The sequence below is a fragment of the Modestobacter sp. VKM Ac-2985 genome (assembly GCF_026967925.1).
Lineage (GTDB): Bacteria > Actinomycetota > Actinomycetes > Mycobacteriales > Geodermatophilaceae > Modestobacter.
This window is the reverse complement of sequence record NZ_JAPVBI010000001.1, coordinates 545,704-562,345: the sequence shown is the minus strand read 5'-3', so window position 1 is coordinate 562,345 and position 16,642 is coordinate 545,704. Positions and strand designations below refer to the sequence as shown.

Genomic DNA, 16,642 nt, shown 5'->3' with positions numbered 1-16,642 from the left:
GCCGGTCAGCGGGGCCGCCGCCGGCTGCCGAACCAGGAGCCACGGCGGCTGCCGTCCCGCCGGGAGGCCGCCCGGACCAGCTCCTGCCGGTAGGCGAGCTCTGCTTCCAGTGCCGGGTTCGGGTAGTGCAGCGCCATGACCGTCTCCTCGTGTCGTCCGGTGTCGAACGAGGAGAACGGTCGTCCTGAGGGGGTGCCCGGCACATCGGTCGGTCACGCAGTCCTGGAGCGGATGTGGCCGGCCGGCGTCTGAGGGGCCCTCAGGTGGACGGTCAGCCCACCGTGTACTCGGCGTCCTCCTCCACCACGTCGTCGACGTCCTCGGCGTCGTCGTCGGTGGCGTCCACCGGTGCGGGCACCGGCTCGTCGACAGCGGGGTCGAACTCCCCGTCGGCGTCGGTGTCCGCGTAGAGGGTGGCGGTCAGCTCGGTGTCCTCGGTCAGCGCCGGGTCCAGCTCCACCGCGACGTCCGGGGTCGTGCCGACCTGCAGCCGCGTGGCGCCGAGCACCTCGTCCTCGGCGCTGATGACGAGGAACCCGCCGCCGGGCGCGTTGACCGTGCTGACGACCACGTTGTTCCCCGGGCCGGTCTGGTCCAGGAACTCCAGGTCGGCCATGGTGCCGCTGCCGGACTCCCCGCCCGGCGCGATCGTCGTCGCCCCCGAGGTGGCCGGCGACGACGGCGGCGCGTCACCGGCGGGTGCACCCTCGCCACCCGCACAGGCGGACAGGACGAGGACGGCGGCGGGGAGGGCCCACAGGGACCGGCGGGACGTGGTCATGCCGGCCTCCTGCCCCACAGCGCGCCGGACGACACGCGCCGTGCGCCGGCTCACTGCACGGAGTCCTCCTCGGAGACACCACCCGGCTCGGCTTCCTCCTCGCCGCGGCCGGTCAGCACGAGGTGGCCGCAGCAGCGGAACAAAGCAGCGCTGCGCGTGGTCTCATGCAGGACACACCCCACGGCGCAGGTGCACGTACACGCACCGTGGGCACATGACCAGGACACCGTGCACCGGCGCACGGGCCGACGAGGACCGGGCCACCCGCGGCCCGGCCCGTGCCCGAGAGGAGCCCCCGTGCCCGACGACGGGACGACGAACGACCTGACCCCGACCGTGTTCGTGCTCTACGGCGCGACCGGCGACCTGGCCCGCCGGATGGTGCTGCCGGCCTTCTTCGAGCTCGCCCAGCACGGGCTGCTGCCCGACGACTGGCGGCTGATCGGCAGCGGCCGCGGCGAGCGCTCCGACGAGGAGTTCGTCGAGCACGTCCGCGGCGCCCTGGAGGAGTTCGGGCCGGACCCGGACCAGGGGCCGTGGGAGGAGTTCTGCGGCCGGCTGCGGTTCGCCGGCGGCGGCTTCACCCCCGACGACCCCGGGCAGCTGGTCGACGCGGTGACCGACGCCCGCAAGGAGCTCGGCGAGGACGCCCAGCTGGTGCACTACCTCTCCCTGCCGCCCAAGGCCTTCACCGACTACACCCACGCCCTGGGCGCGCACGGGTTGGCCGAGGGCTCCCGCGTCGTCTACGAGAAGCCCTTCGGTGACTCCCCCGAGGGCTTCCGCGAGCTGGACGCCGTCGTCCACTCGGTGTTCGACGAGGAGCAGGTCTTCCGGATCGACCACTTCCTGGGCAAGGAGGGCACCCAGGACCTGCACGTGGCGCGGTTCGCCAACGGGCTGTTCGAGCACATCTGGAGCCGCGAGCACGTGGCCCAGGTGCAGATCGACGTCCCCGAGGACCTCGACGTGGCTGACCGCGCCGACTTCTACGACGCCACCGGCGCGACCCTGGACATGCTGGTCACCCACCTGTTCCAGGTCGCCGCCGAGGTCGCCATGGAGCCGCCGGTCAGCTTCTCCGCCGACGACATCCTCTCCGCGCGCGAATCGGTGCTGAAGCACTTCCGCCCGCTCGCGCCGGAGGACGTGGTCCTGGGGCAGTTCGAGGGCTACCGCGAGCTGGACGGCGTGCCCGACGACAGCCAGACCGACACGTTCGTGGCGGCCCGGCTGTTCATCGACTCCGGCCGGTGGCGCGGCGTGCCGTTCCTGCTGCGCACCGGCAAGCGACTGGCCGACAAGCAGCAGCGGGTCAGCCTGGTGCTGCACCGCCCGAAGGGGCCGGTGCACGACGTGCCCCCGAACGGCAACGTCATCTCGCTGTCCCTGGCCGGCGCCGGTTCCCTCGACGTGGACATCATGGCCAAGCGCCCCGGCCCGGACCTGGCGATGGCCCCGGCGCGGGTGTCGCTGGACCTGTCGAAGGTGCCCGGGGGTCGGCCGCTGGCGCCCTACGTCTCCCTGATCCACGACGTGCTGGTCGGCGACCGGTCGCTGTTCACCACCAGCGAGGGCCTGGCCCAGACCTGGCGGGCGCTGCAGCCGGTGCTGGACCACCGACCCGAGGTGCACCCCTATGCCCCGGGTACCTGGGGTCCGGTGGCGGCCAGCGCGCTGGCCGGCGAGCACGGCTGGTTGCTGGGCGAGACCGAGGAGTGAGCACGACGAAGCCCCCGCTCTCACCGAGAGCGGGGGCTTCGTCGTGCGTGGGTCCGGACCGGACGCTGGTCGCCTCGCGGCGGTTTGCACATCCGCGGCTCCAGCCCCCGACCGAGGTCGGGGCGGTAGTCCACGGCGGCAGTTATCTAGTGGAGCCCGGGGACACAGGTCGCCCGGCCCGGACGTCGTCCACCGTACCCGTGCGGTCCGGCCCGACACACGTGGCGAGGACCTCAGTCCGAACTCCCGGCCGGACCGGCCGCACCGCGTGCCAGACTCCGGCGCATGAGCGGCGTGGACTTCGACGCGTGGACGGCGCTGGTCGACGACTCCCCCACCTCACGCACCGAGTGGGCCGCCGTCGTCGGCGCCTGGTCCGAACCGCACCGCAGCTACCACGACCTCGCGCACCTGGCGGCGGTGCTGGGCATCGTGGACGAGCTCGCCGGGCACGCTGCCGACCCGGTCGCCGTCCGGCTGGCCGCCTGGTACCACGACGTCGCCTACGACCCGCAGCGCAGCGACAACGAGCACGTCAGCGCCGCGCGGGCGCGGATCGGCCTGCTCGGGCTGGTGGACGACGCCACGGTCACCGAGGTCGAGCGGCTGGTGACGCTGACCGCCGGGCACGACCCCGAGCCGGACGACGCCAACGGCGCGGTGCTCTGCGACGCCGACCTCGCGGTGCTGGCCAGCCCCCCGGCGGCCTACGCCGGCTACGCGTCGGCGGTGCGCGCCGAGTACGGCCACCTCTCCGACGCCGACTTCACCGCCGGCCGGATCGCCGTGCTGGAGCAGCTGCTGGCCCTGCCGGAGCTCTTCCGGGTGCCCATGGCGGCCGAGCGGTGGACCGAGCCGGCCCGGGCCAACCTGACCGCCGAGCTCACCCTGCTGCGCGCGCGCTCCGCATGACCCGATCGGGTGACGAGGGGCTCGCGCGTACCCGTCCGGTGACCCAGAGTTGCCCGGCGACCCGCCATCGTCCCGGTGGCTCCCCCAGGGGACCGGTCGCCAGACAGAGGAGCTCCTCGTGCGTCTCGGAACCAGCATCGTCCTGCTCGCCGTCGGCGCCGTCCTCACCTTCGCGGTGAGCGCGCAGGTCAGCGGCGTCGACCTCGACGTCGTCGGCTGGATCCTGATGGCCGTCGGTGCCTTGGGCATCGTCGTCGAGCTGGCCGTGTGGGCACCGCGCCGCCGGCGCGTGGTGCGCACCGACGGCTACGAGGGCGGGCCGGTCCGCCGGTCCACCACGGAGGAGACCTACTAGGACGAGGCGACTCTCGTCTTCCTGATCCGCAGACCGGCGGCGAGCAGCCGCTGCAGCAGCTCGCGGGAGCCGACCGGTTCGGCGCCCGCGGCGACCGCCTCGGCGTACAGCTCCTCGGGGACGTCGTAGTGGTCGCCCTGGAACGCCCGGCGTGGGATGCCCAGGTGCTCGGCCACGAAGGCGTGCAGCTCGTCGTAGCCGGTGTCGCTGACCAGGTGCGACCACCTCCGCCCCCGCCACGGCCAGACGGGGGTGTCGATCAGCAGTGCCACTCCGACAGTGTGCCCCGGCTACGGTCAGGGCGTGACTGAGGAGATCCGCTGGGGAGTCGTCGGGCCGGGCCGCATCGCCGAGCAGGTGGTGAAGGACTTCGCCCACGTGGAGGGCGCGCGGGCGGTCGCCGTCGCCTCCCGCTCGCTGGACCGCGCGCAGGCCTTCGCCGACCGGCACGGCATCGACCGGGCGCACGGGTCCTACGCCGACGTCCTGGCCGACCCGGACGTCGACGTCCTCTACATCGCCACCCCGCACCCGCAGCACCACGCCGTCTCCCTCGGCGCCATCACGGCCGGCAAGGCACTGCTGGTGGAGAAGTCGTTCACCGCCACCGTCGCCGGGGCCACCGAGGTGGTCGACGCAGCACGCGCGTCCGGCGTCTTCGCGATGGAGGCGATGTGGACGCGGTTCCAGCCGGCGGTCGTCCGGGTGCGCGAGCTGATCGCGGAGGGGGCGATCGGCGAGGTCCGCTCCGTGCAGGCCGACCTGGGAGTCTCCCGCGCCTTCGACCCCACCGACCGGCTGTTCGCCAAGGAGCTCGGGGGCGGCGCACTGCTGGACCTCGGCGTCTACGTCGTCTCCTTCGCCCAGATGCTGCTCGGTGACCCGGACACCGTGACCGCCACCGGCTCGCTGTTCGAGACCGGCGTGGACGCGGAGGCCTCGCTGCTGCTCGGCTACGCCGACGGCCGCTCGGCGACGCTGATGACCTCGCTGCGCAACGCCCTGCCCGGCCAGGCCCGGGTCTTCGGGACGGCGGGCTGGATCGACGTGCTCCCCCGCTTCCACCACCCGCAGACGATCGTCCTGCACCGGGCCGGGGCGGACGCGGAGGAGATCACCCTTCCGCAGCTCGGCGGCGGGTACTCCCACGAGCTCATCGAGGTCACCGAGTGCCTGCGGGCCGGGCGGACCGAGAGCACGGTGATGCCGCTGGCGGACACCCTGGCCGTGCAGTCGGTGCTCGAGCAGGCCGCCGGTCAGCTGGGCGTGACGTTCACCGAGGACCCCGCCGCCCTCTGACGGGGCGCCTTGGGCGGTGGCGTGGGCGGCCACGCCGCGCCGCTGGCCTGGGCCGCCGTGGGCACCCGGGTGTGCGTGCCGCCGGCGGCGCGGACGGCGTCGGCGAAGGTGACCGCGTCGCGGGTGGCGGCGCCGCCGGGGTCGTTGTTGAAGTACGTCAGGACGTCGTCGTCGCCGTAGGTGCCCTGGATCCGCTCCGCCCACAGCTGCAGCGTCTCCGGCCGGTAGTCCCAGCCGTCGGCGCCGGTGTGCAGCCGCAGGTAGCCCCACTCGGCGGTCCGCCACAGCGGGGCGATCGGCTGCTCGGCGCGGTCGGCCCAGCACAGCGCGGCCTGGTACCGCTCGAGCAGACCGCGCACCTCGTCGGTCCACCAGCTCTCGTGCCGCGGCTCCACCGCGACCCGGGTGCCTGACGGGAACTGGCCGAGGCACTCGTTGAGCAGGTCGACGTCGGCCTGCAGCGTGGGCGGCAGCTGCAGCAGGACGACGTCCAGCCGGTCACCGAGCCCGGCCACCCGGTCCATCAGCCGGGCCACCGGCTCGGCCGGCTCCCGCAGCCGCTTCAGGTGGGTGAGGAACCGGGAGGCCTTCACCGACCACCGGTGGTCCGGCGGGGTGCGCTCCCGCCACCGCTCGAAGGTGGCCCGCTCGGGCAGCCGGTAGAAGGCGTTGTTGCTCTCCACGGTGGCGAAGTGCTCGGCGTGGTGCTCCAGCCACAGCCGCTGCGGCAGCGCCGGCGGGTAGAAGCGGCCCCGCCAGTCGCGGTACTGCCAGCCCGACGTCCCGATCACCACCGTCACCCCGACCGCCTACCCCACCCGACCAGCGCCGACTCCCCGTGCGCCGCCGCGACGGATGATCACGGAGCCGGCGGGGCGACATGCCGAGCAGCATCGACGGGTCGCCACCGCCGCCCCATGATCGTCGGGAGCGCTCGGGTTGGGAAAGCCGACAGGGGCGGCCCGCCGAAGCGGACCGCCCCTGCCGGGCAGTGCTGGTGGTGCAGTGCTCAGCTGGACGCTGAGCGGTGTGGACTCAGAAGTCCATGCCGCCCATGCCACCGTCGCCGCCGCCGGCCATGGCCGGGGCGTTCTTCTCCGGCTTGTCGGCGATGACGGCCTCGGTGGTGAGGAAGAGCGCCGCGATGGAGGCGGCGTTCTGCAGTGCCGAGCGGGTGACCTTGGCCGGGTCGATGATGCCGGCCGCGATCAGGTCCACGTACTCGCCGGTGGCGGCGTTGAGGCCCCAGCCGGTCTCGGAGTTGCGGACCTTCTCCGCCACGACGCCGCCCTCGAGGCCGGCGTTGATGGCGATCTGCTTCAGCGGGGCCTCCAGCGCGACGCGCACGATGTTGGCACCGGTCGCCTCGTCGCCCTCGAGGTCGAGCTTGTCGAACGCGACGGCCGTGGCCTGCGCGAGAGCGACGCCACCACCGGCGACGATGCCCTCCTCGACGGCGGCCTTGGCGTTGCGCACCGCGTCCTCGATGCGGTGCTTGCGCTCCTTGAGCTCGACCTCGGTCGCGGCACCGGCCTTGATGACGGCGACGCCACCGGCCAGCTTGGCCAGGCGCTCCTGCAGCTTCTCGCGGTCGTAGTCGGAGTCCGACTTCTCGATCTCGGCGCGGATCTGGTTGACGCGACCCTGGATCTGGTCGGCGTCACCAGCGCCCTCGATGATGGTCGTCTCGTCCTTGGTGGTGACGAACTTGCGCGCCCGGCCCAGCAGGGACAGGTCGGCGGTGTCCAGCTTGAGGCCGACCTCCTCGCTGATGACCTGACCACCGGTGAGGATCGCGATGTCGCCCAGCATGGCCTTGCGACGGTCACCGAAGCCGGGGGCCTTGACGGCGACCGACTTGAAGGTGCCGCGGATCTTGTTGACCACCAGGGTCGCGAGGGCCTCGCCCTCGACGTCCTCGGCGATGATCGCCAGCGGCTTGCCGGACTGCATGACCTTCTCCAGCAGCGGGAGCAGGTCCTTGACCGTGGAGATCTTGCTGTTGAGGACCAGGATGTACGGGTCCTCGAGCACGGTCTCCATGCGGTCGGTGTCGGTCACGAAGTAGGCCGACAGGTGACCCTTGTCGAAGCGCATGCCCTCGGTGAGCTCGAGCTCGAGGCCGAAGGTGTTGCTCTCCTCGACGGTGATGACACCTTCCTTGCCGACCTTGTCCATCGCCTCGGCGATGAGCTCGCCGATGGCGGGGTCAGCGGCAGAGATCGAGGCGGTGGCCGCGATCTGCTCCTTGGTCTCGACGTCCTTGGCGGTCGAGAGGAGGTACTCCGAGACCGAGGCGACGGCCTTCTCGATGCCCTTCTTCAGGGCCATCGGGTTGGCGCCGGCGGCGACGTTGCGCAGCCCCTCGCGGACGAGGGCCTGGGCGAGCACGGTGGCGGTGGTGGTGCCGTCACCCGCGACGTCGTCGGTCTTCTTGGCGACCTCCTTGACGAGCTCGGCCCCGATCTTCTCGTACGGGTCCTCGAGCTCGATCTCCTTGGCGATGCTCACACCGTCGTTGGTGATGGTGGGAGCGCCCCACTTCTTCTCCAGGACGACGTTGCGGCCCTTGGGGCCAAGCGTCACCTTGACGGCGTCGGCGAGGATGTTCATGCCCCGCTCGAGACCGCGGCGAGCCTCTTCATCGAACGCGATCATCTTGGCCATGTGGTGATGTCCTCCATGCGTGGATCGCTGGCTGGTCAGGTCCGGCGCCCGCGACGGACGACACCGTGGCGTGAACGCTCCTGCGGTCCACGTGCCGGTGCCTCACCGTTCCGACCTGGTTGGCACTCGGGTAGCCCGAGTGCCAGCTCAAAGTCTGGCACTCGACCCAGGCGAGTGCAAGAAGGGGGGTCCCCGACCACCGGTCGGGGACACAGCGAGGCCCGGCCCCCGACCGGGGACCGGGCCTCGTGGTGCTGACCGGATCAGGCGTTCTGCACGGCGTCGGCCTGCGGGCCCTTCTCGCCCTGGACGACCTCGAAGCTGACCCGCTGGCCCTCTTCGAGGCTCTTGTAGCCGTCCATCTGGATGGCCGAGTAGTGGACGAAGACGTCCTGGCCGCCGTCGACGGCGATGAAGCCGAAGCCCTTCTCGGCGTTGAACCACTTCACGGTGCCCTGTGCCACGTGTGCTCCCACGTTCAGTGCGTGCGGACGGCCCCTTGAGACCCGAGGGGCCGGGTCTCGCTCTTCCGCCCGCCGAACACGAACGTGGAACTCGAACCGCGCGGAACGGTACAGGAACGGGTGTCCCAGGTCACGGACACACCCGTGCGCATCCCCCGTCCGTGTGGTAGTGGCAGCAGGACCTGTCAGGCGATGAGGCCGGCTTCGCGCAGCGACTTCAACGACGGCTGCACGTGGTGCGAGGGGCCGACCACCGGCAGCAGCGGATCGAGGGTCTTCAGCCCCTCCCCGGTGTTGAGGACGACGACCTCCTGCGTCGGGTCGATCAGCCCCTTCTCCACCAGCTGCCGCAGCACCGCGGTCGTCACGCCACCGGCGGTCTCGGCGAACACGCCCGTGGTGCGGGCGAGGTCCCGGATGCCCTGCACGATCTCGTCGTCCCCGACCCGGCCGACCGAGCCGCCGGTCCGCCGGATGGCGTCCAGCGCGTACGGGCCGTCGGCGGGGTTGCCGATGTTCAGCGACTTGGCGATGCCCGTGGGCTTGACCGGCTTGACGACGTCCCAGCCGTTGTCGAAGGCGGTGGCGATCGGGTCGCAGCCGGCCGACTGGGCGCCGAAGACCTTCCAGTCGGTGTCGGCGACGATGCCGGCCGCGACCAGCTCCCGCCAGGCCTTGTCGACCTTGGTGAGCAGCGAGCCGGACGCCATCGGGATGACCACCTGCGCCGGGATCCGCCAGCCCAGCTGCTCGGCGATCTCGTAGCCCATCGTCTTGGAGCCCTCGGCGTAGTAGGGCCGGACGTTCTGGTTGACGAAGGCGGTGTCCTCGAACTCGTCGGTCTCGGCGAGCTCGCTGGTCAGCCGGTTGACGTCGTCGTAGGACCCCTCGACGGCCACCAGGGCCTGGCCGTAGACCGCCGACTGGGTGATCTTGCCCGGCTCGAGGTCGCTGGGCACGAAGACGAAGGACGGCAACCCCATCCGGGCGGCGTGCGCGGCGACGGAGTTGGCCAGGTTGCCGGTCGAGGCGCAGGCGATCTTGGTGTAACCGAAGCTCTTCGCTGCGGTGGCGGCCAGGCTCACCACCCGGTCCTTGAACGAGTGGGTCGGGTTGGCCGAGTCGTCCTTCACCCAGAGCCCACCGGTGAGGCCCAGCTCGGCGGCCAGCCGGTCGGCGCGCACGAGCGGGGTCATGCCCGGGTCGAGGCTGACCCGGGAGGCCGGGTCGTGCCCGACCGGCAGGAGGGCCACGTAGCGCCAGATGTTCTGCGGCCCGGCCTCGATCTGTTCGCGGGTCACCCCGCGCATGAGCTCGGGGTCGTAGTCGACCTCCAGCGGGCCGAAGCACTCCGCACAGGCGTGCTCGGCGATGAGCCCGAAGGTGGCGCCGCAGTTGCGACAGACCAGGCCACGGGCCGGGTTGGGGGCGATCTGGCCACCGGCAGTGGAGTCTGCCTGGGCGGAACCGGGAGCGGTCAGGGTCATTCGACGACTACCTCCTCATCTTCCCCGCGCCGGGCCGTCGAGCCGCGCGGGACGGAATTGGCACCTCACGCTGCGCGTACGCGCAGGTCGCGGTTGCCGGGGCTTCAGCGGGCCGTGTCCCTCTGCCCCTCTGGATGAGTGGAACGGGCGTGACTCTACCCGGGGTCCCTCCGCTGGTGCGGCACCGCCAGGATGGAGCGGTGGCCACACGCATCGTCTACACCGACCTGGACGGCACGATGGTGGGCCCGCGCGGCTCCTTCTGGCACACCGCCGACCGGGAGCTGACCGCCTCCCCCGCCGCCGCACTGCTCGAGCTGCACCGGGCCGGCGTGGCGCTGGTGCTGGTCAGCGGCCGCACCCACGCCCAGCTGCAGGAGTCGGGGAGGGTCTTCGCCGCCGACGGCACGATCGCCGAGCTGGGCTCACTGGTCAGCTGGCGCGGCGGCCGGGAGACGCACCTGCTCACCGGCGACCTGCCCGCGCAGTACGCCGGCCGGACGCCGATGGACGTGCTGGCCGAGCTCGGCATCGTGGACGCGCTGATGGCCGCCCACCGCGGCCGGCTGGAGTGGCACGACCCCTGGCACGCGACCCACTCCGCCGACGCCCTGCTGCGCGGCCGGGTCGACGCCGCGGCGGTCGACTCCTGGCTGGCCGAGCGCGGCTGGGGCTGGCTGACGCTGAACGACAACGGCGCGGTGCCGGCCAGCACCCGGATGACGCTGGACCCCGTGGCCCTGCCGCCGCACGTCTACCACCTGATGCCGCGGGGGATCTCCAAGGGCGCCGCGATCACCTGGGACCTCGCCCGCCGCGGGCTGACCGCCGACGACGCCGTGGCCGTCGGCGACAGCGTGAGCGACCTGGAGATGGCCCCCGCGGTCGGACGGCTGTGGGTCACCGCGAACGGGGCGGCGGTCGACGGCATGGCGGCCCGGCTCGACGCCGTCCCCAACGCCCGGGTCACCGACGCCCCGATGGGCGAGGGCTGGGCCCAGGCGGTCCTCGCCAGCCTCTGCTGAAGGACCCCGTCCCCTCATCCCTCGCAGGCTCGGGGCGAGGCTCCGGACGGGGCCGCTAGCTCGTGACGTCCTTACGGGAGAACTGGCGGAAGGCCAGCGCGGTGAAGACCGCTGAGTAGGCGAGCCCCTGGACCACGCCGCGGAACAGGTCCCCGGAGTCGACCGGGGTCTGCAGCAGGTCGGTCCAGGCGTAGTTGAACGCCGTGGGGAACCAGTCGCGGATCCCGCCCAGCTGCTCGACCTGCTCCAGCACCGCGAACACCACCGTGCTGAACACCGCCCCGCCGACCGCGGCCAGCGGCGCGTCGGTGACCGTGGACAGCCAGAACGCCAGCGTGCCCACCACGAGCAGGTGGACGGCGAGGTAGCCGACCATGCCGGCCAGCCGGAGCAGCGCCGTCCCCTGGTCCAGCGCGACGCCGATCGGGGTCTGCACGTCCCCGAAGCCGAAGGCGATCCCACCGGCGACCACCGAGACGACGACCAGCAGCACCATCGCGCCGACCGACAGGACCAGGGCGGCCAGCCACTTCTGCCGCAGCAGCCGGGCCCGTGGCACCGGCGTGGCCAGCGCGTAGCGCAGCGATCCCCAGGACGCCTCGCTGGCCACCGTGTCGCCGAAGAACAGCGCGAAGACCACGACGAGGAAGAACCCGGTGGTGGCGAAGAGGGTGAACAGGGTCAGGTTCAGCCCGCTGGACGAGGCGACGTCCACCAGGTTGATCCGGCTGTTCTCCTCCGCCTCCTCGGTACCGCCCAGCTGCAGGGCGCCGATGAGGATCAGCGGCAGCGCGGCCATCAGCGCCATGACGCCGAGGGTGCGGCGGCGCTTGAACTGACGGCGCAGCTCCACGCCCAGTCGCAGCGTCCGCTCCGGCCGGTAGCCGGCCGCCGCCCCCGTCGCCTGCGGGGCGGGCGCGGTGGTCCCGGCCCCGTTCGTCTCCGTGCTCATGACTCCCCCACCAGTGACAGGAACGCGTCCTCCAGCCGGCGGCGCGGGGTGAGCTGGTCGACCCCGATGCCGGCCTCGACGAGTGCGGTCAGCGCGGTCGCGCGGGTGGTCGGGCCCAGGTCGACGACCAGGCCCTCCGTGCTCCGCTCCACCTCACCGACGCCGGGCAGCCCGGTCAGCACGGCGACCGCCCGGTCGGTGTCGGCGGGGTCGGCCAGCCCGACGAGCACCGCGCCCCCCGTGCCGACGATCTCCTCCACCGTGCCCTGGACGATCTTCTGACCCTTGGCCATGACCACGACGTGGCTGCAGGTCTGCTCGATCTCCGACAGCAGGTGACTGGAGATGATCACCGTGCGGCCGGTCTCGGCGTAGGACCGGAGCACCTCGCGCATCGCGTGGATCTGCGGCGGGTCCAGCCCGTTGGTCGGCTCGTCGAGCACCAGCAGGTCGGGCAGGCCGAGCATCGCCTGGGCGATGGCGACCCGCTGCCGCATCCCCTGGCTGTAGCTGCGCACCCGCTTGTCCAGGGCGACGCCCAGCCCGGCGATCTCGATCGCCTCCTCCAGGTGGGCGTCGGCCAGCGGCCGGCCGGTGGCGGCCCAGTAGAGGGTGAGGTTGTCCCGCCCGGACAGGTGCGGCTGCAGGCCGGTGCCCTCCACGAACGACCCCAGCCGGGACAGCACGGGCGCACCCGGCCCGGCGGCGTGGCCGAACACCTCGATCCGGCCCTCGGTCGGGCGGATCAGCCCCATGAGCATCCGCAGCGACGTCGTCTTCCCCGCCCCGTTCGGGCCGAGCAGGCCGAGCACCTGGCCGCGGCGCACCTCGAAGGAGAGGTCCCGGACGGCGACGAACCCGTCCTTGTAGGCCTTGGTGACCCCCTCGAAGCGCAGCGGCACGTCCTCCCCGTCGGGTGCGGACACCGACACGCGGCGGCGCCGGCGCCGGCCGATCAGGACGGCGGCCAGCCAGCCCAGCACGCCCAGGGCGGCCAGGACGGCGAGCAGCACCCACCAGCGGGCCGAGCCGGCGGTGGCCTGCACCTCACCCGGCACCACCGGCGCGGCCAGCTCCGCGCCCTCGGCCAGACCGACCGTGGCGACCTCGGAGGACGCGGGCAGGGCGAAGGCCTGGTCGGTGGAGGAGACGACCACGCGCAGCGTGTGACCGGCCTCGAACCGGTGGACGATCGGCGGGAGGGTCACCGGCACCTCGGAGGGGGCCGCCGGGTCGGTGGAGATCCCGGTCAGCTCCAGCGGCGCGACCAGCCCGCTGGGCAGGGTGGTCGTGCCGTCGGGGGCGACGTCGTAGAGCTTGGCGAACATCGTCGCCGTCCCGTCCGGCGCCGACACGGCGAGGGTGGTGGTCGGCGCACCGACCACCTCCAGGGCCTCGGTGAGCTCCGGGCTCTCGAAGGCGGCGAACTGCCCCGGGATCTCCAGCGTGGTCCCGGCGAGCGCGGCGCCGACCGCGCCGAGGCCCGGGATGGTGGTGAGCGCGGCCGGGCTGCCGCCGGCCGGCGTGACCACCGGCTGGGTGGGACCGGCCAGCTCGAGCACCCGGCTCTCGACGGGCTCGCCGTCGGCCAGGCCCGGGTACTCGGCGACGGAGACGGTCTGCGAACCGCCCTGGACCCGGCCGACCCCGCTGCCCAGGCCGGTGGGGGCCGGGTAGCGGAAGCCGCCGGTGTCGCCGTCGGCCCCGGTGAGGTGCACCGCGAACCAGTCGGCGACCTCGTCCCGCAGCTCCGCGGTGACCCGGTCGGAGGGCGAGGCGTCGTGGCCGCCGGCGAACCAGACCATGCGGACGTCGGTGCCGTTCGCGGCGATGCCCCGGGCGTTGGCGTCGGCCTCGCCCAGCCCGAACAGCGAGTCCTGGGTGCCCTGCAGCAGCAGCGTCGGCGCGGTGATCCGGTCGAGCACGTTCGCCGGGCTGCTCCGCTCCAGGACGGCGGCGACCTCGGGGCTGAGCTCGCCGGTCGAGGCAGCCGTCTCGTAGGCCGCGCAGATGTCGGCCCGGAAGCGCCCGCAGGTCAGCGCCTGCACAGCCGCCGGGTCGAGACCGCCGGCCAGGGACGCCGCACCGTCGCCACCGGCCCCCGGGCGTCCGTCGCCGGTGGGCAGCGACCCGCTGCCGAAGAACAGCCCGGCCCAGGTCCGCTTGAACACCCCGGCGTCGTCGGTGCGCGGCACGTCGGCGGGGGTGCCGGCGCCGACGACGGCGGCCTGGTCGGGGAAGAAGGCCGTGGTCAGCGAGTTCCAGGTGATCTGCGGGGCGATCGCGTCGATGCGCGGGTCGTAGGCAGCCGCCAGCAGGGAGACCGCACCACCGTAGGAGGCGCCGGCGACGCCCACCCGCGGGTCACCGGCGGCGTCGAGGACGACGTCGTCCCGCGTCGCGAGCAGGTCGATCAGGGTGCTGACGTCGGCCACCTCGTAGCGCGGGTCGTTGAGGCCGATCTGACCGGTGCTGCTGCCGAAGCCCCGTGCGGACCAGGTCAGCACCACGAACCCGCGGCGGGCCAGCTGGCGCGCGTCCGCGGCGACCGACTGCTTGCTGCCACCGAAGCCGTGGGCGAGGAGGACGGCCGGTGCGGGGCCAGCGCTGTCGGGCAGGTACAGCGTGGTGTCCAGCTCGACGGCGTCGGCGCCCTCGCCGGAGGGGACCCGGGCCTCCTCGGCCGTCACGTCCTCGGCGGCCCGGGCACGCCGGTCGGTGCCGGCGAGGACGACGGCGAGGGCGGGGAGGGCGAGCAGGAGGACGATCAGGGCGGCGAGCACCGGCTGGGCGCCGAGGCGCGAGCCGATCCGCGCCGGCTCGGGAGCGGTGCGCACGTGGGCGGCAACGGACGGCGCCGCCTCCGTGTTCCGCGAGCCGGCCGGGTGACGTCCGGTCAGGGTCGCCAGTTGCCGGTGGCGACCACGACGAGACCGGGGTCGGCGACGCCGGGCACCTCGAAGTAGCGCGCGACGGGGCCGGTCACGTCCGGGAACTGCTCGACCAGCTGGGTCGCGGCCTGCTGCTGCACCGTGTCGCCCTCGCTGTAGTAGACGGTGGTGGTCGCCACGTCGCTGACCGGCGAGCCCGCGGTGCCGATCACCTCCCAGCCGGCTGCGGCGAACTGGTCGCCGATGCTGCCGGCCAGCCCGGTGATGCTGGTGCTGTTCAGCACCGTGACCGGCGCGAACACCGGCCCCACCGGCTCCACGGCGACCGCCTCCGGCGGCGGCACGCTCTCCGGCACCGGCGCGACCGCAGGCTCGCTGGCGGTCGGCAGCGCGGTCTGCGCCGAGGTCTCCTCGGTACCGGGCCCGGTGAACGTCCAGACGCCCAGCACCACGAGGGTGAGGACGACGACGGCGAGCAGGCCCTGCACCCCGCGGCGCGGGCCACGGGGCACCTCGTCGGTGTGCAGGTCCCCGGGGCCGGGGCGTGCCGGCGCGGCCTCGGGGCGGGCCAGCGGCGCAGCACGCCGACCCTCCTTCTTCCGGGCGGCCTCGGCGGCCTGCCGCTCCAGCCGGGCGGCGGCCCGGCCGCCCACGGGGACGTCGACGGCCCGCCGCGCCGGACCCGACGGCGGCCCCTGCTCCGGTGCCGGCGCGGCCGGGGGCGTGCGCACGTCCGCGCGCCGGGGCACGGCCGGCGTGGGCGTGGGGGCGCGCCCGGCGGTGCCGCTCCCCCGCCCGGGCAGCTGGGGTGCGCGCAGCGGCGCCACGGGCGCTGCCGGGGTGGCCGGTGCGGCGCCCCACGCCGACTCCTCCGGCACCGCCCCGGAGACCCGCTGGGTCACGTCCGCCGGTGGCGCACTGGGCTCGGCCGCCCAGGCCGGCATCCCCGTCGTCATCGGGGCCACCGTCGAACCGGTGGACTCGACGCGCCACGCCACGGGCTCGGCGCGCTGCCCCGTGGACTCGGACGCCGGACGGGCGGGCGCCGGGAGCGTGCGGCGGGGCTCCACGGCGGGGATGACCGGTGCGGAGCTGGACGGGGTGGGTGCGGCCGGCGTGGCGGCGGTCAACGGGCCCGAGACCGGCGGCACCGGCCGCGGCGCGGGCGTCTGGGGGCCGGCGACCGCGGGGCGGTCCCCGGCGGTCGCCGGGTCCGTCCGCCGTCGTCCGCCGACCGGGGGCGGTGCGCTGGGCCGGCCGGCCGGGCGGCGGAGCAGCGGGTCCTCGCCCGCGGGCAGCAGGCCCTCCCGCCGGCGCTCGGCCCGGCTCTGCCGCGGCAGGGTCATCGCCGTGTCGCTGTCGGGCCCGGGGCCCTGGGGTGCGCGCGGGGTCACCGGACGGGGCGCGGGCTGGCCCGGCTGCGCGTGCTGGCGGCCGGACCCGGTGGGCGGCTGTACCGCGGGGTCGGTGCGCCGGCGACCCGGGCTCGGGGTCGCCTCGGACGTGCTCCCCTCACCGAACGGCGCCGCATGCCTCCCCACAGTGAGACAGGCTAGTCGTGACGGAGGTCCGTGCCCAGGACCCTGCCGGAGCGCTGACGTTGCCGCCCGGCCCGCATCCGGCGCAGCCGACGCACCAGCAGCGGGTCGGCGACGAGCGCCTCCGGACGGTCGATCAGGGCGTTGAGCACCTGGTAGTAGCGGGTGGACGTCATCCCGAAGCGCTCCCGGATGGCTGCTTCCTTGGCACCCGGGAAGCGCCACCACTGACGCTCGAAGGCCAGGATCTCCCGTTCCCGCTCGGGCAGACCCGCAGTCGTGTCGTCCCCGTGCGTCCCGCCCGTCCCAGCAGCCCCGTCGGCTGCGGTCCCCTGCGGCGTGCCGGGGTCGGTCCCGACCGCCGCCGGGGAGTCGTCCGCGGCCGGCCCGACGGGCTGCACGGGGTCCTCGCTCATGGTCCTGCCTCCGTGGGAAGGGCGTCGGCCGGGCCTGCGCCGGGCACCGGCAGGGGGATCCGGACCCCTCGACGGTAGTCGCGTCACCGCGGCTGCGGAGCGGGACACCCGGGCGTGCCGTCCGCCGTGCAGA

The 16,642-nt window shown here is 73.9% G+C and carries 16 protein-coding genes and 1 riboswitch; of the genes, 5 read left to right on the top strand and 11 right to left on the bottom strand.

What is annotated here, in order from left to right:
• Nucleotides 1–5: 5 nt before the first annotated feature.
• Both O2V61_RS02555 and O2V61_RS02550 read right to left on the bottom strand, forming a co-directional pair.
• A complete protein-coding gene (locus tag O2V61_RS02555; protein ID WP_269181764.1) occupies nt 6–137 on the bottom strand; it encodes a hypothetical protein in 132 nt (43 codons plus the stop codon).
• A gap of 134 nt (nt 138–271) precedes the next feature.
• Nucleotides 272–781 (bottom strand): DUF7282 domain-containing protein, encoded by a 510-nt coding sequence (locus O2V61_RS02550; RefSeq protein WP_269181763.1) that lies wholly within the window; start codon nt 779–781, stop codon nt 272–274.
• A 297-nt stretch (nt 782–1,078) separates the two neighbouring features.
• Between O2V61_RS02550 and O2V61_RS02545 the strand changes: the two genes are divergently transcribed.
• The 3 genes from O2V61_RS02545 to O2V61_RS02535 all read left to right on the top strand — a co-directional run bounded on the left by O2V61_RS02545 (nt 1,079) and on the right by O2V61_RS02535 (nt 3,770).
• A complete protein-coding gene (locus tag O2V61_RS02545) occupies nt 1,079–2,503 on the top strand; it encodes a glucose-6-phosphate dehydrogenase (RefSeq protein WP_269181762.1) in 1,425 nt (474 codons plus the stop codon).
• 285 nt (nt 2,504–2,788) lie between these two features.
• Entirely contained in the window at nt 2,789–3,415 is a 627-nt protein-coding gene (locus tag O2V61_RS02540) for an HD domain-containing protein (RefSeq protein ID WP_269181761.1), read from the top strand.
• Nucleotides 3,416–3,533: 118 nt separating this feature from the next.
• Nucleotides 3,534–3,770, top strand: coding sequence for a DUF6458 family protein (locus O2V61_RS02535; RefSeq protein ID WP_269181760.1), 237 nt, complete (start codon nt 3,534–3,536; stop codon nt 3,768–3,770).
• Here O2V61_RS02535 and O2V61_RS02530 read toward each other — a convergent pair.
• Entirely contained in the window at nt 3,767–4,042 is a 276-nt protein-coding gene (locus O2V61_RS02530; RefSeq protein WP_269181759.1) for a DUF4031 domain-containing protein, read from the bottom strand. The two genes, O2V61_RS02535 and O2V61_RS02530, sit on opposite strands and share 4 nt — an antisense overlap.
• 31 nt (nt 4,043–4,073) lie before the next feature.
• Between O2V61_RS02530 and O2V61_RS02525 the strand changes: the two genes are divergently transcribed.
• Nucleotides 4,074–5,069: a Gfo/Idh/MocA family protein gene (locus O2V61_RS02525; RefSeq protein WP_269181758.1), complete on the top strand. Its 996-nt coding sequence runs from the start codon at nt 4,074–4,076 to the stop codon at nt 5,067–5,069.
• Here the strand turns inward: O2V61_RS02525 and O2V61_RS02520 are convergent.
• The 4 genes from O2V61_RS02520 to thrC all read right to left on the bottom strand — a co-directional run bounded on the left by O2V61_RS02520 (nt 5,027) and on the right by thrC (nt 9,687).
• Entirely contained in the window at nt 5,027–5,869 is an 843-nt protein-coding gene (locus O2V61_RS02520) for a DUF72 domain-containing protein (protein ID WP_269181757.1), read from the bottom strand. The genes O2V61_RS02525 and O2V61_RS02520 overlap by 43 nt on opposite strands.
• Before the next feature lie 235 nt (nt 5,870–6,104).
• A complete protein-coding gene (groL, locus tag O2V61_RS02515) occupies nt 6,105–7,736 on the bottom strand; it encodes a chaperonin GroEL (protein WP_269159818.1) in 1,632 nt (543 codons plus the stop codon).
• A gap of 263 nt (nt 7,737–7,999) precedes the next feature.
• Complete coding sequence (locus O2V61_RS02510) at nt 8,000–8,200, bottom strand: cold-shock protein (RefSeq protein WP_269172148.1); 201 nt, start codon at nt 8,198–8,200, stop codon at nt 8,000–8,002.
• Nucleotides 8,201–8,385: 185 nt separating this feature from the next.
• Entirely contained in the window at nt 8,386–9,687 is a 1,302-nt protein-coding gene (gene thrC / locus O2V61_RS02505; RefSeq protein ID WP_269181756.1) for a threonine synthase, read from the bottom strand.
• A 12-nt stretch (nt 9,688–9,699) separates the two neighbouring features.
• Nucleotides 9,700–9,828: riboswitch (SAM riboswitch) on the bottom strand.
• A gap of 59 nt (nt 9,829–9,887) precedes the next feature.
• Here thrC and O2V61_RS02500 point away from each other — a divergent pair.
• Complete coding sequence (locus O2V61_RS02500) at nt 9,888–10,712, top strand: HAD family hydrolase (RefSeq protein WP_269181755.1); 825 nt, start codon at nt 9,888–9,890, stop codon at nt 10,710–10,712.
• A 55-nt stretch (nt 10,713–10,767) separates the two neighbouring features.
• Here the strand turns inward: O2V61_RS02500 and O2V61_RS02495 are convergent, their stop codons facing one another.
• The 4 genes from O2V61_RS02495 to O2V61_RS02480 form a co-directional block, all read right to left on the bottom strand.
• A complete protein-coding gene (locus O2V61_RS02495) occupies nt 10,768–11,664 on the bottom strand; it encodes an ABC transporter permease (protein ID WP_269181754.1) in 897 nt (298 codons plus the stop codon).
• On the bottom strand, nt 11,661–14,501 hold the full coding sequence (locus O2V61_RS02490; protein ID WP_269181753.1) for an alpha/beta fold hydrolase: 2,841 nt from the start codon (nt 14,499–14,501) through the stop codon (nt 11,661–11,663). Before O2V61_RS02490 ends, O2V61_RS02495 begins: the two co-directional genes overlap by 4 nt.
• A 59-nt stretch (nt 14,502–14,560) precedes the next feature.
• Nucleotides 14,561–15,901 (bottom strand): LytR C-terminal domain-containing protein, encoded by a 1,341-nt coding sequence (locus tag O2V61_RS02485; RefSeq protein ID WP_269181752.1) that lies wholly within the window; start codon nt 15,899–15,901, stop codon nt 14,561–14,563.
• Nucleotides 15,902–16,107: 206 nt separating this feature from the next.
• Nucleotides 16,108–16,509, bottom strand: coding sequence for a DUF3263 domain-containing protein (locus tag O2V61_RS02480; protein WP_269181751.1), 402 nt, complete (start codon nt 16,507–16,509; stop codon nt 16,108–16,110).
• Nucleotides 16,510–16,642: the final 133 nt, after the last annotated feature.

Coding starts and splice junctions, on each gene's coding strand:
- O2V61_RS02555 (WP_269181764.1), bottom strand. CDS start 137: ATGGCGCTGCACTACCCGAACCCGGCACTGGAAGCAGAGCTCGCCTAC.
- O2V61_RS02550 (WP_269181763.1), bottom strand. CDS start 781: ATGACCACGTCCCGCCGGTCCCTGTGGGCCCTCCCCGCCGCCGTCCTC.
- O2V61_RS02540 (WP_269181761.1), top strand. CDS start 2,789: ATGAGCGGCGTGGACTTCGACGCGTGGACGGCGCTGGTCGACGACTCC.
- groL (WP_269159818.1), bottom strand. CDS start 7,736: ATGGCCAAGATGATCGCGTTCGATGAAGAGGCTCGCCGCGGTCTCGAG.
- thrC (WP_269181756.1), bottom strand. CDS start 9,687: ATGACCCTGACCGCTCCCGGTTCCGCCCAGGCAGACTCCACTGCCGGT.
- O2V61_RS02495 (WP_269181754.1), bottom strand. CDS start 11,664: ATGAGCACGGAGACGAACGGGGCCGGGACCACCGCGCCCGCCCCGCAG.
- O2V61_RS02485 (WP_269181752.1), bottom strand. CDS start 15,901: ATGACCCTGCCGCGGCAGAGCCGGGCCGAGCGCCGGCGGGAGGGCCTG.
- O2V61_RS02480 (WP_269181751.1), bottom strand. CDS start 16,509: ATGAGCGAGGACCCCGTGCAGCCCGTCGGGCCGGCCGCGGACGACTCC.